We start from the raw sequence: 16767 nt of genomic DNA, 5'->3' as shown, positions 1-16767 counted from the left end.
GATCGGCGCTCTTGTCATTGCAGGACCCTTCCCGTATCAGTTAATTTATCGACTTATAAATAACTGGCAAGCGCAAATTCGGAGGCCCCCGATGGTCAAGATGACGGCGAAACCGACGGTGCCGATGGCGATGACGGCGATCGGCGAAACCCATGCCCGCTCCCGCATCACCAGCCGCGACGTGACCGCGACCATCGACGAGCCCGAAGCGCGCGGCGGCACCAACCAGGGGCTGAGCCCGACCGAGACGCTGATGTCCTCGCTCATTGGTTGCACCAACGTCATCTCGCACCGCATCGCCGAGAAGATGGGCGTCGAGATGGGCGAGATGCAGATCGCGCTCAGCGCCGAGTTCCACCGCATGGGGGCCATGCTGGAGGAAGAGATCGACCTGCCCTTTTCCAACATCGCGATGCAGATCGAGGTGGCCACCAACGCCACGCCCGATCAGCTCGAGGCGATCAAGACCGATCTGGCGAAGTATTGCCCGATCGCCAAGGTGATCCGCGGCGCGGGCATCACCATCACCGAGAATTGGACCTCGACGCCGCTCTGACGCGTTCGGGTTCCAGCGACCGACACACCCCAAAAGATACAAAGGAGACGTCCCCGATGCCGACCAAGATCATGCCCGGCACCAAGGCCCCTGCCCTGTCCCTTCCGCTCGTGGGCGGCGGCACCTTCACGCTGGCCGACGAAACACCCGAAGCGGTGACGATGATCCTCGTCTATCGCGGCTATCACTGCCCGGTCTGCAAGGATTTCCTCGCCGGTCAGGTGGAGCCCCGGATCGACGCCTTCGCCGAGGCCGGCGTCAAGGTCGTCGCGGTCTCCATGGACCCCGAGGACCGCGCGACCAAGACCAAGTCCGAATGGGGCCTCGAGAAGACGCCCATCGCCTACGGCATGACCGAAGAGGATGCGCGGAACTGGGGGCTGTATCTCTCGAGCTCGATCAAGGAGGCCGAGACCGCCACCTTCGCCGAGCCCGGCACCTTCTGGGTCAAGCCCGATGGCGAGCTGTACCTCGTGGACATCGCCACAATGCCCTTCGCGCGGCCGAACCTCGATATCCTCTTGTCGAAGGTCGGCGCCGTGGGCGCGGGCTATCCCGCGCGCGGCACGAAGGCCTGACGACCCGGCGGCGCGGCCCCAGGCGGGTCGCGCCCCACCCGGCGCCGAGGCGGCCTAGCCCGCCTCTGCCGCCGCCCGCACCTTCGGCAATTGCCCGAGGAAAGCGTCGATCGAGCTTTCGATCACGAAGGCCTTGTTGTTGAGCACCGAGGCCTCGTAGATCAGCGTGCGGACACCGTAATAGAAAATGCCGCCATGCATGATCCAGGCGAACTCGACCTCCTCGTCGGTGGGCTCGAGCCCGTCCATCCCGCTTTCGTGGCGGTGTTCGCGCAGGATCGGCTCGAGGATGCGGGCGCGCACGAGCTTCATGTATCGGCGGTTGATATCGGCCCCCTTGAGGCCCGAGAACAGGAAGATCCGCATCCAGTCGTCATGGAAGACAACGTCGGTGTAGGCCGCGTAGAACTCGACCAGCCGGGCGCGCACCGGTTTGCTGCGGTCCGCCAGCAGGTCGCTCCATTCCGCGCGCCAGCGCTTGACGTAGATGCGGTCATAGACCTCCGCGATCAGATCGCCCTTCGAGGGGAAATACCGGTAGAGCAGCGGCTGGGTGACGCCCAGCTGCCGCGCCAGCGCCCGGGTCGAGCTTTCGAAACCCTGCTGGGCGAAGAACTCGATGGCCTTGGCGATGAATTCCTCGCGCCGCTCGTCCGAAGACAGCCGCTTGCGCCGCGGACGGCCCGCGCCGGCGTCGTCTTTCGCGTCCAGCCTTTTCGGATCGTCAGTCAATGGCCTGCCATGCATCGTCCACCTTCAACCTGTGCCGGACCGCGACCCCCTCGGCCAGGCTCTGTTCGATGAAACATCCTTTCTTCGCGCATTCAAGCAGATGCGTCAGCGCCTCCGCCCCGGCATCGCTGTCGATATCCACATCGAGCGCGAAGCCCACCGGCGCGGTCACGTAGGGATCGTTGCCGACCTGTTCGCCGGACCAGTGCAGGGTCGCCTTCACCTCCAGGTCACGGATCTCGATCCTGAGCCGCTTGGCGAAGGCGCGGATCTGGGTCATCAGGCACCCGGTCAGCGCGGCGGTGAACAGCGCCAGCGGCGGCGGCGCGGTGCCGTCCCCGCCATGGAACGGGCCCTCGTCGGTCGCCAGTTCGAACCGCTCCTTCATCATCGGCCATGCCACCGCGATGTCGTTGCGCATCTTGCCGCTGGACCGGCCCGTGCCCTCGAAGATGACGTCGAATGTCTTGCTCTGCTCGTCTGCCATGTCGCGCTCCTGTTGTGACGGGCCGGGGTAGCGGCGCCGCGCGTGGTCTGGTCGTCTGGTGGTCGGGATGGGTCGGGCCGGCCCGTCGGATCGCCCGGTCGTGATTATCCGAAATCCGCCACCGCGGTGAGGCGCAGGATCTCGTCCTGGTTGGGGTTGTTGCGCCCGTCCCGGTTATGCCCCGTCGCGGGATCGGCGAAGATGTAGCGCCCCAACATCTGCGCGCGGTCATGGGCGGCGCGCGCAGCCGGCACGCGCTCCGCCGAATAGGCCCTGAGCGCCGCCGCAACGCCGTCCGGGCCGACACCCGCAAGGTGCCGCCCCAGCGCCAGCGCGTCGCCCCCGGCCTTGGTCACGCCCATGCCCACATGGGGCCGCGCGACGCAGGCCGCGTCGCCCGCGATGGCCACGCGGCCCTGGGCGAAATCCGGGCTCATATGATCGTAGATCGGGGTGAAGAAGGGGCGTTCGCTGCGCGCCAGCACATGCTCGAACACGTCGGGCAGCCATTCGGCGGCGCGCTGCGCGGCCCGTTTCACCACCGCCTCCCGGACCAGCGGCGGCGGGATCGAGACGGCGTGCCGCCTGCCCTCGGCATCGGTCAGCATGTCATCGAGGTCGGCGGCCTCGGTCGGCACGTACCAGACGAAATTGTAGCGCCGGTGCCCGGGGCGCAGATCGTTGCCCTCACCGGCGATGGGATAGCCCACGATCTGCGTGCCCTTGGGCATGAACATGCCGAAGACGTCGAAGACGCGGTCGCGGATGCCGGGATCGAGATCGCCCTCTTCGGCGAGCGCGCGCCAGACCACGTATCCCGAATAGACCGGCTGGATATCTGGCGCGATCTGCCCGCGCACCACCGAGCGGAAACCGTCGGTTCCGATCAGCAGATCGGCGCGCGCCTCCGTGCCGTTCTCGAAGCGCAGGGTCACGCCGCTGTCGTCCTGCGTGAACCCGCTCAGCGCCTGGCCCAGCCGGTAGCGATCATCCGGGATCAGCACCCGAAGCGCCTGGTACATCCGGTCCCAGGAGGTCACCACCTGCGGATAGGGCATGCGGGCATGGGCGCGGCCCTGCTGATCGAAGGCGATCCGCTCCTGCACCTGCACCCCGAGATCGGCCGTGTCGGCGTCCACCGCCTGCAGCGCCGCCACGAGCTCGGGATGAGTGACGATGCCCGCGCCGCGCCCCGCCAGCGGCACGCCCGCGCGCTCATGGACCACCACGTCCCACCCGGCCCGGGTCAGCGCCGCCGCCGCGAAGAGCCCGCCAATCGATCCGCCCGCAATCGCCGCCCTGCCTCCCATCCGCGCAGCCCCCGTCCCTTGCACTTTCCGACCTCTAATTATCACTCTATAATTAAAAAGCGAGCGCAAGGGAGCCATGACATGACGAAGACCACCGCCCGTCCGCAGGAAGCCTTCTCCGGACCGCACTGGACGCCGCAATACCTGGCCGAACTCGACACGGCGCATGAGAACGGCCGCGTCGGCTCCACGCTGGTCAGCGAAAGCGACCGGGCGCGGGTCTGGCTGATCGAGATGCAGCCCGGCGACCGCCTGCCGCTCCACACCCATGTGCTGGATTACTTCTGGGTCGCCACCACCGCCGGACGGGCGCGGTCCCGCTTTGCCGACGGCACGGTGTCGGAGATGGATTACGACGTCGGTACGACGCGGCATTTCACCTTCGGAAAGGGCGAAAGCATGACCCACGACCTCGAGAATATCGGCGACACGGTGCTCTGCTTCACCACGGTCGAATATCTCGACAGCCCCAACGCGCCCCTGTTCTGAGCCTCAGCCCTCGGGCTCCTGCAGGGTCGAGAGGCGCCCCTTGGCGAAGACCAGCGGCGCGGCCTCGCGGCGGTCGTGCTGCAGCACCTCGCCGAGGATGTTCTCGTGATCGCCGCCATCGTAGCGGGCATAGGCGCGGCATTCGAAGACCGCGGCGCTGTCCGACAGCACCGGCGCCCCGCCGATGCCCTCGCGCCAGTCGAGGCCCGCGAAACGCTCCGCCACCGGGCTGGAGAAGATGCGCGGCAGGTCCGACTGGATGTCAGACAGCACGTTGACCGCGAAAAAGTCCGCCGCGCGAAACTCCGCGAGGCTGGCGGCACTGAGCGCGAGGCTCCACAGGATCAGCGGCGGTTCCAGCGACACGGCGTTGAAGGACGACACCGTCACCCCGATCGGCGCCCCGCCGCGCCCGCGTGCGGTGACCACCGTGACCCCGGTCGGAAAATGCGACAACGACCGGCGCAGGTCACGCGGATCGCGGGTACGGGTGAATGGCGGTGCGGGTGCGTTCATGGCTCTGGTCCCCTTTGGAACGAAGATATCCCGCGCGCGCCTCAAGACCAATTCCGTTGCCTGATTGTTTGCGAAAAGGCACCCAATGCGCCCTTCCGCCGCGCCATCCTGCCCATCCGGCAGACAATGCGCGGGCCGGTCGCCTGCGCAGAGGCGCTTCGCACGCTGACGTGGCGGAGGTCGGCACGGGTTTGGAAATGGCGCACCCGAGAGGATTCGAACCTCTGGCCTCTGCCTTCGGAGGGCAGCGCTCTATCCAGCTGAGCTACGGGTGCCTGTGCGTCGGGTTAACGCGCCAGATCGTCCGACGCAAGACGCATCCGGCGCGGCGCGGGCAATTTCACCGCCCCTTGGGCCACGCGCCATGCAACCGGGGTCCCGCCCGGTGCGCCCCTACGCTCAGCGCGGTTTGCGCGCCACTGCCAGCATCGTCATCTCGGGGATCATCGGCGCGATCTCCACGTCCTCGAAGCCCGCATCCTCCAGTTCCCGCGTCAGTCCCGCCGTGTCGGTCGACCGGGCCTCCGGGGTGAAGGCGGTGTGCTGCAACTGCCAGAGCGCGGCCAGCCGCGGCCCGGTGCGATCCGCGTGGACGATGAAGTCATGCACCATGACCCGGCCGCCCGGCGTCAGGACCGCCATCGCCTTTGCGAGCAGCGCCGCATGCGCATCCCCCGGCACGCCCGAGAACAGGTAGGACATGAGCACCGCGTCGACGCCTCCGGGCCACTCGGCCTCCAGCGCGTTGCCGGTCTGGTAGCCGATCCGGTCCGAGAGCCCCGCCGCGGCGATGTAATCCCGCCCGAGCTTCGCGACATTCGGAAAATCGAGGATGGTGACCTGCAGGTCGGGATTGGCCTGGCAGAGACCGATCGCGAAGGCGCCGGTGCCGCCGCCCACGTCGAGCATGCGCCGCGCGCCCTCCAGATCGAGCCGCCGGGCAAGCTGGCGCGCCGGGCCGGTGGAGCCCGCATGCTGGCTTTCCGAGTAAAGCCGCGCCTCCTCGGCATCCGAAAACCAGGTCTCGTAGCTGTCGGTGGCGTCCTTTCGCAGCGTTCCGGTCAGCGCGGGCGTCAATTGCCCCAGCAGCCGGTACATCTGCTTGTCCACCTGCAGCCGCAGGTAATCGCCGAAATCGTAGCGCGCGCCCGCCACCAGGAAATCCGTCGCCGCGGGCGCATTGGCGAAGCGGCCCTCGGCGACCGACAACAGGCCCAGCCCCGCCAGCGCCGTCAGCAGCGTCTCGGCGCGCGCCGGATGCAGCCCGGTCTCCACCGCGACCTCCTCGGCGGTCTTTGCGCCGTCCGCCAGCGCCGTGAACAGCCCGACATCCAGCGCCGCGAAAAGCGCCTTCGATCCCATGAAGCCGAAGGCGATATCGGAGATCTGGTCGGCGTCGGTCAGAAGGTCGGTGGACATGGCGGGCGGCTCCCTCGTGGTGAACATCGCCGCCATGGTACGGACCGGGCCGCCGGGCACAACCGCCGGCCCGGTCGGCAATCAGCCCGCTCAGCCGAAGAGATCGTGCGCCAGTTCCAGCGCGTCGATCAGCACGTCGACCTCGTCCTCGGTGTTGTAGAGCCCGAACGACGCCCGGCAGGTCGCCGCCACGCCCATGTGATCCATGAGCGGCCCAACGCAATGCTGACCGGCCCGGACCGCGACTCCCTTCTTGTCGAGAATCGTCGAGATATCATGGGCATGCGCGGCACCGTTCATGGTGAACGAGAAGATCGCGGCCTTGTCGTCGGTGGTGCCCTGAACCGATAGCCAGTTGAGCCCGTCGAGCCGCTTGCGCGTGTAATCGCGCAATACCGCCTCATGCGCCGCGATGTTCTCCATCCCGAGACCCATCATGTAATCGAGCGCGACACCCAACCCGATGGTCTGCACGATGCCGGGCGTGCCTGCCTCGAATTTCATCGGCGCGTCGTTGTAGATGACCTGATCCTTGTGCACTTCGCGGATCATGTCGCCGCCGCCCATGAAGGGTTGCATCTCGGCCAGGCGGTCGCGATGCACGAAGATTGCCCCGGAACCGCTTGGTCCGTATAGCTTATGTCCGGTGATGGCATAGAAATCGGGGTTCAGCGCATCGAGGTCGAGCGGCATGTGCACCGCCGCCTGGCTGCCGTCGACCAACACCGGCACGCCCTTCGCATGCGCGCCGTCGATGATGGACTTCACATCAACAACGGTTCCCAAAACGTTGGAAAGATGAGTGATTGCGACAAGCTTTGTCTTCGGGCCGATGGCGTCGATCACCGCCTGCGGGTCGAGCGCACCGCGGCTGTCCACATCCACCCATTTCAGCTGCACGCCCTGCCGTTCGCGCAGGAAATGCCAGGGCACGATATTGGCGTGGTGTTCCATCACCGACAGGACGATCTCGTCGCCCGCCTCCATCCGCGGCATCGCCCAGCCATAGGCGACCATGTTGATGCCCTCGGTGGTGCCGGAATTGAGGATGATCTGCTCTTCGTCGGCCACGCCGAGGAACCGTGCAATGGTGCCGCGCACGCCTTCGTACTTCTCGGTCGCCAGGTTGGACAGGTAATGCAAACCCCTGTGAACGTTCGAATATTCCTCAGCATAAGCCCGCGTGACCGCGTCGATCACGACCTGCGGCTTCTGCGCCGAGGCCCCGTTGTCGAGATAGACGAGCGGCTTGCCGTTCACCTGCCGCGACAGGATCGGAAAGTCCTTTCGGATCTCATGAACATCATACATTTGCGGTCATCCCCGAGGCGGTGGCCCCGATCAGTGTGAAAAAGAAAGAGATCCCCAGTGCGAGGCCGGTGACGGCCAGCAGAAGCACCAGGGCGGCCTTGCCGAGCGAGGCGAAGCCATGCGCCTCGGCCAGAAAATTGACGAGCAACCACAGCCCCAGCAGCGACGCCCCGACCGAGACGAAGGCCGCCAGCGTCGCGGCCACCGGCGCGAGGACCAGCATCGCAAGCTGCACCAGCACCCGCAGCCCCTGCAGCCAGATCATCATCAGGCCGACATCCTCGATCCGGCCGGTGCCGCCGACGGCGCGACCGCACCAGGTAAGCACGAGCGCCATGATCGCGAGGACTCCGCCCAGGCCCATGAAGAAGGTCAGCGGCTGCTCGACGAAGGCCGCGATGGCCGGGTCGGGCGGCGTGATCATCGCCGAGGCGCGCACCAGCGCGGTGTTCAGCACCAGCACCAACGCCGCGGACAGCAACAGCGCCTCATGCCCGAGCCGCAGCGACAGCAGCAGCCGCGCCACGTCGCGCGGGGCCAGCACGCTTTGCCACGCAAGGCGAAGATAGCCCGCGGGGCTCATGCCGGTTGGCCCCGCTCCGCCACGCGCAGTCCGGCGATCCAGAACCACAGGAAGACGCCGACCCAGAGAATGCCGACCGCCGTCAGCCCCGGTCCCGGCCCGATGAAACCCGCCACCAGCCCGTTCAGCAACACCAGCGGGGACGAGGCCAGAAGCGCCCAGAACAGCGCCATCCGCGCGCCGTACCACGTGCCCCTGCCGCCCAGCACCCGTGCCAGCATGTGGCTGACCCCCGCGACGGCGTAGAGAAGAAGCGGCGCGATGAACAGCCAGCCGAAAAGCGCACCCCCGAGCAACGGGTTCAGTTCCTCGCCCCGCAAATGCGCCTCCCGCGCCAGCGACGGCAGGCGCGAGAGGAAGTAGAGCAGGCAGGCGGCCATCAGGATGGCAAGCGCCCGCTCCTCCCGTCGGCCATGCGACAGAAGACGGCGCAGCACCTTGCCGGGGCCGCGATAGGAGGCGACGATATCGCTCGAGACCGGCATCGGCTCAGGCGGTCCGCCGTCGCATCAGCCACGCCTCGATGCGGCCGTTGACGGCGTCCTGGAGGTCCTGGTCCTCGATCTCAAGCACCGCTTCGGCCAGGAAAGCGAGCGTCAGCAGGTCCTCCGCATGGCCCTGCGGCACCCCGCGCGAGCGCAGGTAGAACAGCGCCTCCTCGTCGATCGCGCCCGAGGTCGAGCCATGCGAACAGGCCACGTCGTCGGCGTAGATCTCCAGCTCCGGCTTGGCGAGGAACTGGCTGTCCTCGTCCAGAAGCAGCGACTGGCTGATCTGGTACCCGTCGGTCTTCTGGGCCCCTTTCTTGACGAGGATCTTGCCCTGGAAGACGCCCGTCGCGCCGTTGCGCAGCACCTTCTTGAAGACCTGGCGGCTTTCGCAATTCACCGCGTCATGGGTGATGAAGACGGTGTCGTCATGGTGGAAATCACCGTCGCCCATGCAGGCGCCCGCCACATGCGCGACCGCGTCGTCGCCGGTTAGCTCCAGCACGCATTCGTTGCGAGTCAGCACGCCGTTCGCTGTCAGCGTGAAGGACTTGAAGATCGATTCGCGGCCCAGGCGCCCGAAGATATTGGTCGCCGCGCGGCGTTCGTGATCGCGCCCCTGGGTGCGGATATGGTGGAACGTGGCCTTGTCGGCGACATCCACTTCCATCACCTTGTTGAACCGCGCCGCGGCCGGGCCGTTTTCCAGCACGGTCAGTTCCGCACCCTCATCAAGCTTGATGCAATGATGCAGGATCGCGTCGGAAGTCTCTGAATTATGGATGTAAATCAGGTTGACGGGCTTCTCCGCCTTGGCCGTGGCATGGATCAGCACGCCATCCGTGGCGAAGGCGGTGTTGAGCGCGGCCAGCGGGCGCTCCACCGGGCTCTGACCCGCCAGTTCGAGCTTGCCGTAAAGGTCGCGCGCCCAGTGGATATCGGCATTGCTGTCGGCCAGCCGTTCGATCGTGATGCCCGACATCGACAGAGCGTCCGAAGCCTCGGGATCGAAGACGCCATCCACGAAGACGACCTTCAGCCGGTCCACGTCGTCGAAGATCGGGGTCTCCTCACCGGCGAACAAGGCTGCTGCCGGCGCTTCGGGCTGCACCAGCGTCGCGGGCTTGGTGTATTTCCAGTACTCGTCGCGCGCATGCGGCAGGCCCATGGACCGCACCCGGGACAGCGCATCGCGCCGCGTCGCGGCACTCCAGCCGCCCTCGGGCAGGGTCAGGCCCGAAAGCCGCGCTTCGGTATCGTCGAACTTGCGTTGCAGGGCCGCCATTACGCGCTCTCCGCCATGATGTCGGCATAACCGTTCTTCTCGACCTCGAGCGCGAGCTCGGGCCCACCGGTCTTCACGATCCGGCCGTCATACATGATATGCACGACATCAGGTGTGATATGGTCCAGAAGCCGTTGATAATGCGTGATAACAAGGAAGCCACGATCCGGCGCGCGCAGCTTGTTCACCCCATCCGAAACCAGCTTCATCGCGTCCACGTCGAGGCCGGAATCGGTCTCGTCGAGGATGCAGAGCTTGGGCTCGAGCATGGCCATCTGCAGGATCTCGTTGCGCTTCTTCTCGCCGCCCGAGAAGCCGACATTGACCGGACGCTTGAGCATGTCCGCACCGATCTCCAGCTCCTTAGCCTTCTCGCGCACGACCTTGAGGAACTCGGTCGAGGACATCTCCTCCTCGCCGCGCGCCTTGCGCTGCGCGTTCACCGCGGTGCGCAGGAAGGTCATGTTGCCGACACCGGGGATTTCCACCGGGTACTGGAACGCGAGGAAAAGACCCGCCGCGGCCCGCTCCTCGGGGTCGAGCTCAAGGATATCCTGCCCGAGAAGCGTCGCCTCGCCCTCGGTCACCTCGTAGCCGTTGCGACCCGACAGGACATAGGACAGCGTCGATTTGCCCGACCCGTTCGGACCCATGATCGCATGCACCTTGCCGGCCTCGATCGTGAGGTCGACGCCCTTGAGGATCTGCTTGTCCTCTTCCTCAAGCTTGACGTGCAGGTTCTTGATTTCCAGCATATTTCTTCCTTTCGTGTCTCGTCTCGGCGGGCTCAGGGGCGCACCATCAATTGCATGATCCGAAGCAGGCGATCCGGCGGGATCGGCTCGGGTGTGACGTCGAACCGGGCCATGCGGCCGGTGATCTCTGGTCGGCCGAGGAAGGCCTCGACCTGGTGGTAATGCTTACGATGGAGGTAATCATCGAAGAGCACCGTGACAGGGGCACGGGCGAGGTATTTCGCCGCAAGCGCGCAGCCCTGCCGGAAGCGTCCGTCGACCAGCACCACCTGCGGCTGGCGAAACTCCTCGAGGCCCCACACTTCCAGCGGATAGCGCGGATAGCGCTTCCATTCGCTGTCATCGACCGGCTGGCCCCATTCCCGCGTCTGGCCGATATCGGACCAGATCACGTCGACCTCGGAGCCCGACGCGGGCGGATGCGCCGAAAACCAGGCGCGCATCATCTCGGCCCAGGCGCGGTCGGATTCCACCGTGAAGACGTGCTTGCCCGGCATTTCCGCGGCCATCACCGTCGATCCGCCCGACCCGTATTCGAGGATCACGTCGGCGCGCGAATACTCCGCACGCACCAGCGCTGCCTCGGCCTCCGGCAGGGTCAGCTCGGGCCGGGTTTTGACGGCCGTCTCGCTCATGCCGGCTGGCCCTCGCTTTCGCGCAGCATCTGACGATAGGCATCGAGCGCCGCGGCCGGGATCGCCTCGCGCCGGACCAGTTCCGTGAGGCAGCGCGCGGCCAGATCCTGCAGGTCGAGCGCGCCATCGGCCAGAAGCGCGTAATGCTTGAGTTGCTCGTCACTGAACGCCTCCATCCGGCGCGGGTCGCGCAGGAAGATCGCGTCGCCGTCGATCAGCTGGCCGTGCTTGTGCGCCCCGCGCGGCACGTGCAGCCCCTGCGCGTCGTAGAGCGCGGCATCCACGACGGTACGGAACGAATGCAGCAGGAAGCCCTGCGCCAGAAGCTCGCCCATCTGCTGATCGAGCAGCGGCTGATCCTTGTAAAGCGGCATGAAGGCGACCTCGGTCACCACCGCCAGCGCGCCGCCGAGCTTTTCGCGCCCGTTCTGGAAGACCGCCAGTTCGCCGCCCTGGATGTCGATCTTCAGAAGATCGAGCGCGTCGATCTCGTCCATGTCGTCCATCCGCCGGGTTTCGACCGGGATCGTGTCCATCACCGTGGTCATCCGGCTCCAGCGCGGCCGCCAGAGATAGGTCTGGGTCAGCGGTTCGGGCTCCAGCAGCGAGGTGAAGCCGTCCTTGCGGCAGATATGCAGCGTGCCGGGCTGACCGTCGCCCACCGCGTAAGGCAGGTAGCGTTCATGCGTCGTCTGGCGCGGCCCCAGCGCCTCGAAGGCGGCGGGCTGCGGCTCGAACCCGGTGACCCGGGCGGCCTTGGCGTCGATGAGCGGCATGTAGAGCGGCAATTCGGTCGGGTTCGCGCCCACATCCACGATTTCCGTGAGCCGCGCGGGCGCCAGCAGACCGCGCAGGGTTTCGATGCGTCTTGCGCGTGCGGCTTCGCTCATCCGACCTTCTCCGTGACGACGGCCGTGCCCGAAACGGACACCATCAACATCGAATCGCCCACGACCTCGTAGTCGATATCGACCCCCAGGACCGCCGTCGCACCCAGTGCCGCGGCCCGCTCCTCCAGCTCGCGCATGGCGGTGTCGCGCGCATCGCCGAGCTTGGCCTCGTAGGCCCCGGCCCGGCCGCCGACGATGTCGCGCACCGAGGCGAAGATATCGCGGAAGACATTGGCCCCCATAATCGCCTCGCCCACGACGACGCCGCGGTAATCGATGACCCGGTAGCCGTCGAGGCTGTTGGTGGTGGAAATGATCATGCCGGCAACCTCAGATACGTGACGACCATCATGACAAGAAGCGCCAGCCCCGCCGCCGCCAGCGCGGTCAACGTGACCGACCCGCCGATCATCCCCTCGGTCTTGCCCTTCCGGTCGCGGATCACGAAGCCGATGAAGGTGCCGAGAAAGACGCCGACGGCCGCGCCCGCGCTTTTCATCACCAGGAAGACCAGCAGCTCCGCGCTCATCGTCCGCGTCCCCCGGTTACGATTTGGGCGAAAAGGTTGCCGAGAAAGCCCGATACGAAGGACACGCCCAGAAAGACGATCATATCAAGCGCGCTCGCCAAGGCACTGACGACGATCGAGAAAAAGACGCAGAACACGCCGGTCAGCACGGCGGGCAGAAGGGCGAGTTTCATGCCGGGTCTCCCGGTTCGATCAGCACGTTCTTGTTGGTCTTGTAGCGTTGGTGGACCTCGGTCTCGACGTAGCCGACCTCGGCCACCCAGGCGTCGAATGCGGCGTAGTTTTCCTGGTCCACCTCGACCATCATGCGCGGCCGCGCCCGTGCCAGCGTGCCGCGCAGACCGTTCAGCACGCGCATCTCCATGCCCTCGACATCGACCTTGATGAAGTCCGGTGTCAGATCCGCCAGCGCCGCATCGGCGGTGGTCACGGGAATGTCGCCCTCGCCCTCCAGCATGCGGGTCGCGCCGATATTGCGGTCGCGCTTTTCCAGCCCGAACGAACCCGAGGGCGTGTCCGACATCCCGATGCCGAGCCCGCGCGTATCATAGCGCTCGAGCACGCCGTTCAGCATCGCGGTCAGCAGCATCAGCCGCAGGCAGCGCGGATTGGGCTCCACCGGCACCACGCAGGCAGCGTTGAGGAACGTCGCGGCGAACAGCGAATGGTTCCCGACATTGGCGCCGATATCCACGAAGGTCGCGCCCATCGGCACGTAGCGGCGCAGCGCTTCCAGCTCAGGCTGCTCGTAGAAGGCCCCCCGGCGGTGGTTGCGCTGGATCGGATCGCGCCAGGTATCGGTCGCGAACCACATCGGGCGGCCGAACAGCGTGGCCCTGGTGATGGTCAGGTCGGAAAAGTTGACCGGACTGCCCGAAGCCACCGCCGCGAGGGCCGCGGCGGCGTCGAAACTGTCCTGGTCTGCGGCCAGCGCCTCAGCCATTGCAAGCGTCCTTCAGTGCGCGACAGGCCTCAGCCCACCGACCCCTCGAGCGAGATGGCGACAAGCTGCTGGGCTTCCATCGCGAACTCCATAGGCAGCGCCTGCAGCACTTCCTTCGCGAAACCGTTCACGATCAGCGCCACGGCCTCTTCCTCGTCCATGCCGCGGCTCTGGCAGTAGAACATCTGGTCGTCGTCGACCTTGGAGGTCGTGGCCTCGTGCTCCACCCGGGACGAGTTGTTCTTCACCTCGATATAGGGAACCGTGTGCGCGCCGCACTTGTCGCCGATCAGAAGGCTGTCGCACTGGGTGTAGTTGCGCGAATTGGTGGCCTTCTTGTGCATCGAGACGAGGCCCCGATAGGTGTTCTGCGCCTGCCCCGCCGAGATGCCCTTGGAGACGATCCGCGAGCGGGTGTTCTTGCCCAGATGCACCATCTTGGTGCCGGTATCGGCCTGCTGCCAGTTGTTGGTGATGGCGATCGAGTAGAACTCGCCCTGGCTGTCGTCGCCGCGCAGGATGCAGGACGGGTATTTCCAGGTGATGGCCGAGCCGGTTTCCACCTGCGTCCACATCACCTTCGACCGGTCGCCGCGGCAATCGGCCCGCTTGGTGACGAAGTTGTAGATGCCGCCCTTGCCGTCCTCGTCGCCGGGATACCAGTTCTGCACCGTGGAATACTTGATCTCCGCATCCTCGAGCGCGATCAGCTCGACGCAGGCCGCGTGCAGCTGCGAGGTGTCGCGCTGGGGCGCCGTGCAGCCCTCCAGATAGGACACGTAGGAGCCCTTGTCGGCGATGATCAGCGTGCGCTCGAACTGGCCGGTATTCTCCGCGTTGATGCGGAAATAGGTCGACAGCTCCATCGGGCAGCGCACGCCCGGCGGGATGTAGACGAAGGAGCCGTCCGAGAAGACGGCGGCGTTGAGCGTCGCGAACTTGTTGTCGGAATTCGGAATGACCGAGCCCAGGTATTTCTTCACTAGATCGGGATGCTCGCGCACCGCCTCCGAGATCGAGCAGAAGATGACGCCCGCCTTCTTCAGCTCCGCCTGGAAGGTCGTGCCCACCGACACGCTGTCGAAGACGGCGTCCACGGCGACCTTGCGGCCCTCGGCGGGCGCGTCCTCGGCGCCCTCCACACCGGCGAGGATCATCTGCTCCTTCAGCGGGATGCCCAGCTTCTTGTAGGTCTCCAGCAGCTTCGGATCGACGTCGTCCAGCGATTTGGGCTTTTCCTCCATCGATTTGGGGCGCGCGTAGTAATACTGCTCCTGATAGGGGATCGGCTCGATGTTCAGCATGGCCCAGTCGGGCTCGGGTTGTTCCTGCCAGCGGCGGAACGCCTCGAGGCGCCATTCCAGCAGCCATTCAGGCTCGCCGTTGCGCTCCGCGATCAGGCGCACGATGTCCTCGTTCAGACCCTTCGGCGCGTAATCCATCTCGATGTCGGTTGCCCAACCGTACTTGTACTTGCCGCCCAAGGTGCGGACCTTGTCGACCGTGTCCTGATCGACGCCTTCCTTGACTTCGGGATTGTCCAGAGCTGCCATTGTCCGACCCTTTTCGTGTTCGATCCTGCGGCGCGGTGAGCGGCCTCAGGCCGCCTTCGCGCGGTGTTTCTTCAGATGCCGCAGCCAGCATTCGGCAAAGCGCATCACGTCGTCTTCCGTCGTTTCCGGCCCCAGGCTGACCCGGATGGCCGATTGCGCCTCGGCCGGGCTGTAGCCCATCGCCGTCAGCACGCCACTGGCGCGGACCTTGCCCGACGAACAGGCCGAGCCCGCGCTGATCGCGAACCCCGCGAGGTCCATTGCCATGACCTGCGTCTCGCCCCTCCAGCCTTCCGCGATCATGCAGGAGGTGTTGGGCAGCCGCGCCGCGCCATTCCCGACAAATTTAGTTTCTTTGGCGCCCGCTGCAATAACATTTTCTAGAATGTTTCTAAGTTTCTCGACCGCCGCCCAGCGGCCCGCATCCAGATCCCGCATCGCGGCCTCGGCCGCGGCGCCGAACCCGGCGATGCCGATGACGTTCTCGGTGCCCGAGCGGCGGCCCATTTCCTGCCCGCCGCCGCGGATCTGCGCGGCGATCTCCGTGCCGCGCTTCATCACCAGCGCGCCGATGCCCTTGGGCCCGCCCAGCTTGTGCGCCGAGACGATGGCCATCTCGGCCCCCGACCAGTTGAAGGCGAAGGGCAGCTTGCCGAAGACCTGCGTCGCATCGGTCAGCACGAGCCCCTCCGGCAACGTCTGCAGGACGCCAGTCTCGCTGTTGGCCGCCTGCAGCACGCTCCGGCCCGGATCGGGCACCGCGACCCGGCCCTCGGCATCGACGGCGAGGCTGCCGTCGGTCCAGGCCGCCACCGCGTCATGCTCCACCGGCGCACCATGAAGCGCCCGCCCGGCCAGCGCCAGCGTCGCGGCCTCTGTGGCGCCCGAGACGAAGACCACATCCGCGCCGTCCGCCCCGAAGGCGGTCGCCACCTGCCGGCGCGCGCGCTCGATCAGACCCTTGGCGCGGCGTCCCTCCGCATGGACCGAGGACGGGTTGCCCACCACATCCATCGCCGCGATCATCGCCTCGCGCGCCTCGCGCCGCAAAGGCGCGGTCGCGTTCCAGTCGAGATAGGTCTGGCTCATGCGCCCCAATCCTGTCTTGCCTCTTTGCAAATACGCAGCCCCGCGGTGGCCACCGGTGCTGCCGCCCGATTGGCACGGCCCGGCGCCCGCGCGGACAGCCCGTAAGGGATGGACAAGCGGCTCACCCCTCGTCCACCACCGAAAACAGTGACGGCACGGCAGGGCACGGCACCATCGCGTTGCCCACCACGTCCGACAGCCGCGTCTGGTGCAGGAAGACGTAGACCTGCGCCGAGAGCCCCTGCCAGAGCCGGTTGGTCAGCGATTGCGCCTTCGATCCCGACGCGCCGCCCGACGCCCCCGCGCCCTTGTGCATCGCGTCCACCGTCTCGTCCACCGCGCTCAGGATATCCACGACGCGGATCTCGGTCGTGGGCCGGGACAGCCGGTAGCCGCCGCCGGGCCCGCGCACCGAGGTCACGAGTTCGGCGCGGCGCAGCTTCACGAAGAGCTGCTCGAGATAGGGCAGAGAGATATCCTGCCGCCGCGCGATGTCGGACAGGGTCACCAGGCCGTCCTCGGGTTGCAGCGCGATATCGACCAGCGCCACCATCGCGTACCGGCCCTTGGTGCTGAGCTTCATTCCCCGCCCTCCCGATCGCGGCGCGCCGCCTGCGCA

Annotated in this window: 22 protein-coding genes and 1 tRNA gene; 3 read left to right on the top strand and 20 right to left on the bottom strand. The window is 66.5% G+C overall.

From position 1 onward, the window contains the following. Nucleotides 1-91: 91 nt before the first annotated feature. On the top strand, nucleotides 92-556 hold the full coding sequence (locus tag BW990_RS12250; RefSeq protein WP_200798045.1) for an OsmC family protein: 465 nt from the start codon (nucleotides 92-94) through the stop codon (nucleotides 554-556). Between the two features lie 56 nt (nucleotides 557-612). Beyond that, a complete protein-coding gene (locus BW990_RS12245; protein ID WP_076448321.1) occupies nucleotides 613-1134 on the top strand; it encodes a redoxin domain-containing protein in 522 nt (173 codons plus the stop codon). A gap of 54 nt (nucleotides 1135-1188) precedes the next feature. Here BW990_RS12245 and BW990_RS12240 read toward each other — a convergent pair whose 3' ends face one another. The 3 genes from BW990_RS12240 to BW990_RS12230 form a co-directional block, all read right to left on the bottom strand. Further along, nucleotides 1189-1866, bottom strand: a complete 678-nt coding sequence (locus tag BW990_RS12240) for a TetR/AcrR family transcriptional regulator (RefSeq protein WP_234990242.1) — start codon at nucleotides 1864-1866, stop codon at nucleotides 1189-1191. Next, entirely contained in the window at nucleotides 1859-2353 is a 495-nt protein-coding gene (locus BW990_RS21040) for an OsmC family protein (protein WP_083950582.1), read from the bottom strand. The genes BW990_RS12240 and BW990_RS21040 overlap by 8 nt, the downstream gene beginning before the upstream one ends. A 104-nt stretch (nucleotides 2354-2457) precedes the next feature. Then, nucleotides 2458-3663: an FAD binding domain-containing protein gene (locus tag BW990_RS12230; RefSeq protein ID WP_076448319.1), complete on the bottom strand. Its 1206-nt coding sequence runs from the start codon at nucleotides 3661-3663 to the stop codon at nucleotides 2458-2460. 81 nt (nucleotides 3664-3744) lie between these two features. Between BW990_RS12230 and BW990_RS12225 the strand changes: the two genes are divergently transcribed. After that, nucleotides 3745-4152, top strand: coding sequence for a cupin domain-containing protein (locus BW990_RS12225; protein WP_076448318.1), 408 nt, complete (start codon nucleotides 3745-3747; stop codon nucleotides 4150-4152). Between the two features lie 3 nt (nucleotides 4153-4155). Here BW990_RS12225 and BW990_RS12220 read toward each other — a convergent pair whose 3' ends face one another. The 17 genes from BW990_RS12220 to iscR all read right to left on the bottom strand — a co-directional run bounded on the left by BW990_RS12220 (nucleotide 4156) and on the right by iscR (nucleotide 16731). Continuing rightward, nucleotides 4156-4668, bottom strand: coding sequence for a flavin reductase family protein (locus tag BW990_RS12220; protein ID WP_076448317.1), 513 nt, complete (start codon nucleotides 4666-4668; stop codon nucleotides 4156-4158). Nucleotides 4669-4866: 198 nt separating this feature from the next. Beyond that, nucleotides 4867-4943: transfer RNA gene (locus BW990_RS12215), tRNA-Arg, on the bottom strand. Nucleotides 4944-5067: 124 nt separating this feature from the next. Continuing rightward, nucleotides 5068-6087 carry a methyltransferase gene (locus tag BW990_RS12210; protein ID WP_076448316.1) on the bottom strand — a complete coding sequence of 340 codons (1020 nt, stop codon included), beginning with the start codon at nucleotides 6085-6087 and terminating at the stop codon, nucleotides 5068-5070. Between the two features lie 90 nt (nucleotides 6088-6177). Next, the gene (locus tag BW990_RS12205; RefSeq protein ID WP_076448315.1) at nucleotides 6178-7398 is read right to left on the bottom strand and encodes a cysteine desulfurase; all 1221 of its coding nucleotides are present in this window, start codon (nucleotides 7396-7398) and stop codon (nucleotides 6178-6180) included. Further along, nucleotides 7391-7981 (bottom strand): YIP1 family protein, encoded by a 591-nt coding sequence (locus BW990_RS12200; protein WP_076448314.1) that lies wholly within the window; start codon nucleotides 7979-7981, stop codon nucleotides 7391-7393. The genes BW990_RS12205 and BW990_RS12200 overlap by 8 nt, the downstream gene beginning before the upstream one ends. Continuing rightward, a complete protein-coding gene (locus BW990_RS12195) occupies nucleotides 7978-8466 on the bottom strand; it encodes a YIP1 family protein (RefSeq protein ID WP_076448313.1) in 489 nt (162 codons plus the stop codon). The genes BW990_RS12200 and BW990_RS12195 overlap by 4 nt, the downstream gene beginning before the upstream one ends. 4 nt (nucleotides 8467-8470) lie before the next feature. Then, nucleotides 8471-9754, bottom strand: a complete 1284-nt coding sequence (locus tag BW990_RS12190; protein ID WP_076448312.1) for a SufB/SufD family protein — start codon at nucleotides 9752-9754, stop codon at nucleotides 8471-8473. Then, nucleotides 9754-10509 (bottom strand): Fe-S cluster assembly ATPase SufC, encoded by a 756-nt coding sequence (gene sufC / locus BW990_RS12185; protein WP_076448311.1) that lies wholly within the window; start codon nucleotides 10507-10509, stop codon nucleotides 9754-9756. Before sufC ends, BW990_RS12190 begins: the two co-directional genes overlap by 1 nt. A gap of 32 nt (nucleotides 10510-10541) precedes the next feature. Further along, on the bottom strand, nucleotides 10542-11144 hold the full coding sequence (locus BW990_RS12180; protein ID WP_076448310.1) for a hypothetical protein: 603 nt from the start codon (nucleotides 11142-11144) through the stop codon (nucleotides 10542-10544). Next, nucleotides 11141-12034: an FkbM family methyltransferase gene (locus BW990_RS12175; protein WP_076448309.1), complete on the bottom strand. Its 894-nt coding sequence runs from the start codon at nucleotides 12032-12034 to the stop codon at nucleotides 11141-11143. The genes BW990_RS12180 and BW990_RS12175 overlap by 4 nt, the downstream gene beginning before the upstream one ends. Next, a complete protein-coding gene (locus BW990_RS12170; protein ID WP_076448308.1) occupies nucleotides 12031-12354 on the bottom strand; it encodes a heavy metal-binding domain-containing protein in 324 nt (107 codons plus the stop codon). Before BW990_RS12170 ends, BW990_RS12175 begins: the two co-directional genes overlap by 4 nt. After that, the gene (locus BW990_RS12165; protein ID WP_234990241.1) at nucleotides 12351-12563 is read right to left on the bottom strand and encodes a hypothetical protein; all 213 of its coding nucleotides are present in this window, start codon (nucleotides 12561-12563) and stop codon (nucleotides 12351-12353) included. Before BW990_RS12165 ends, BW990_RS12170 begins: the two co-directional genes overlap by 4 nt. Continuing rightward, nucleotides 12560-12736: a hypothetical protein gene (locus BW990_RS21860; RefSeq protein WP_159441644.1), complete on the bottom strand. Its 177-nt coding sequence runs from the start codon at nucleotides 12734-12736 to the stop codon at nucleotides 12560-12562. Before BW990_RS21860 ends, BW990_RS12165 begins: the two co-directional genes overlap by 4 nt. Continuing rightward, on the bottom strand, nucleotides 12733-13506 hold the full coding sequence (locus BW990_RS12160) for an FkbM family methyltransferase (RefSeq protein ID WP_076448307.1): 774 nt from the start codon (nucleotides 13504-13506) through the stop codon (nucleotides 12733-12735). Before BW990_RS12160 ends, BW990_RS21860 begins: the two co-directional genes overlap by 4 nt. A 29-nt stretch (nucleotides 13507-13535) precedes the next feature. Further along, entirely contained in the window at nucleotides 13536-15059 is a 1524-nt protein-coding gene (sufB, locus tag BW990_RS12155) for a Fe-S cluster assembly protein SufB (protein ID WP_076448306.1), read from the bottom strand. A gap of 45 nt (nucleotides 15060-15104) precedes the next feature. Next, nucleotides 15105-16148: a cysteine desulfurase family protein gene (locus BW990_RS12150; RefSeq protein WP_076448305.1), complete on the bottom strand. Its 1044-nt coding sequence runs from the start codon at nucleotides 16146-16148 to the stop codon at nucleotides 15105-15107. A gap of 121 nt (nucleotides 16149-16269) precedes the next feature. After that, nucleotides 16270-16731 carry a Fe-S cluster assembly transcriptional regulator IscR gene (iscR, locus tag BW990_RS12145; protein ID WP_076448304.1) on the bottom strand — a complete coding sequence of 154 codons (462 nt, stop codon included), beginning with the start codon at nucleotides 16729-16731 and terminating at the stop codon, nucleotides 16270-16272. Nucleotides 16732-16767: the final 36 nt, after the last annotated feature.

Source organism: Roseivivax lentus (assembly GCF_900156805.1).
GTDB lineage: Bacteria > Pseudomonadota > Alphaproteobacteria > Rhodobacterales > Rhodobacteraceae > Roseivivax > Roseivivax lentus.
The sequence above is the reverse complement of the archived record's forward strand: the minus strand, read 5'-3'. Positions and strand labels throughout refer to the sequence as shown.

Excerpts from the sequence above, each read along its gene's own strand:
- BW990_RS12250 (WP_200798045.1), top strand. The coding sequence starts at position 92 with ATGGTCAAGATGACGGCGAAACCGACGGTGCCGATGGCGATGACGGCG.
- BW990_RS12245 (WP_076448321.1), top strand. The coding sequence starts at position 613 with ATGCCGACCAAGATCATGCCCGGCACCAAGGCCCCTGCCCTGTCCCTT.
- BW990_RS21040 (WP_083950582.1), bottom strand. The coding sequence starts at position 2,353 with ATGGCAGACGAGCAGAGCAAGACATTCGACGTCATCTTCGAGGGCACG.
- BW990_RS12230 (WP_076448319.1), bottom strand. The coding sequence starts at position 3,663 with ATGGGAGGCAGGGCGGCGATTGCGGGCGGATCGATTGGCGGGCTCTTC.
- BW990_RS12225 (WP_076448318.1), top strand. The coding sequence starts at position 3,745 with ATGACGAAGACCACCGCCCGTCCGCAGGAAGCCTTCTCCGGACCGCAC.
- BW990_RS12220 (WP_076448317.1), bottom strand. The coding sequence starts at position 4,668 with ATGAACGCACCCGCACCGCCATTCACCCGTACCCGCGATCCGCGTGAC.
- BW990_RS12210 (WP_076448316.1), bottom strand. The coding sequence starts at position 6,087 with ATGTCCACCGACCTTCTGACCGACGCCGACCAGATCTCCGATATCGCC.
- BW990_RS12205 (WP_076448315.1), bottom strand. The coding sequence starts at position 7,398 with ATGTATGATGTTCATGAGATCCGAAAGGACTTTCCGATCCTGTCGCGG.
- BW990_RS12200 (WP_076448314.1), bottom strand. The coding sequence starts at position 7,981 with ATGAGCCCCGCGGGCTATCTTCGCCTTGCGTGGCAAAGCGTGCTGGCC.
- BW990_RS12195 (WP_076448313.1), bottom strand. The coding sequence starts at position 8,466 with ATGCCGGTCTCGAGCGATATCGTCGCCTCCTATCGCGGCCCCGGCAAG.
- BW990_RS12190 (WP_076448312.1), bottom strand. The coding sequence starts at position 9,754 with ATGGCGGCCCTGCAACGCAAGTTCGACGATACCGAAGCGCGGCTTTCG.
- sufC (WP_076448311.1), bottom strand. The coding sequence starts at position 10,509 with ATGCTGGAAATCAAGAACCTGCACGTCAAGCTTGAGGAAGAGGACAAG.
- BW990_RS12180 (WP_076448310.1), bottom strand. The coding sequence starts at position 11,144 with ATGAGCGAGACGGCCGTCAAAACCCGGCCCGAGCTGACCCTGCCGGAG.
- BW990_RS12175 (WP_076448309.1), bottom strand. The coding sequence starts at position 12,034 with ATGAGCGAAGCCGCACGCGCAAGACGCATCGAAACCCTGCGCGGTCTG.
- BW990_RS12170 (WP_076448308.1), bottom strand. The coding sequence starts at position 12,354 with ATGATCATTTCCACCACCAACAGCCTCGACGGCTACCGGGTCATCGAT.
- BW990_RS12165 (WP_234990241.1), bottom strand. The coding sequence starts at position 12,563 with ATGAGCGCGGAGCTGCTGGTCTTCCTGGTGATGAAAAGCGCGGGCGCG.
- BW990_RS21860 (WP_159441644.1), bottom strand. The coding sequence starts at position 12,736 with ATGAAACTCGCCCTTCTGCCCGCCGTGCTGACCGGCGTGTTCTGCGTC.
- BW990_RS12160 (WP_076448307.1), bottom strand. The coding sequence starts at position 13,506 with ATGGCTGAGGCGCTGGCCGCAGACCAGGACAGTTTCGACGCCGCCGCG.
- sufB (WP_076448306.1), bottom strand. The coding sequence starts at position 15,059 with ATGGCAGCTCTGGACAATCCCGAAGTCAAGGAAGGCGTCGATCAGGAC.
- BW990_RS12150 (WP_076448305.1), bottom strand. The coding sequence starts at position 16,148 with ATGAGCCAGACCTATCTCGACTGGAACGCGACCGCGCCTTTGCGGCGC.
- iscR (WP_076448304.1), bottom strand. The coding sequence starts at position 16,731 with ATGAAGCTCAGCACCAAGGGCCGGTACGCGATGGTGGCGCTGGTCGAT.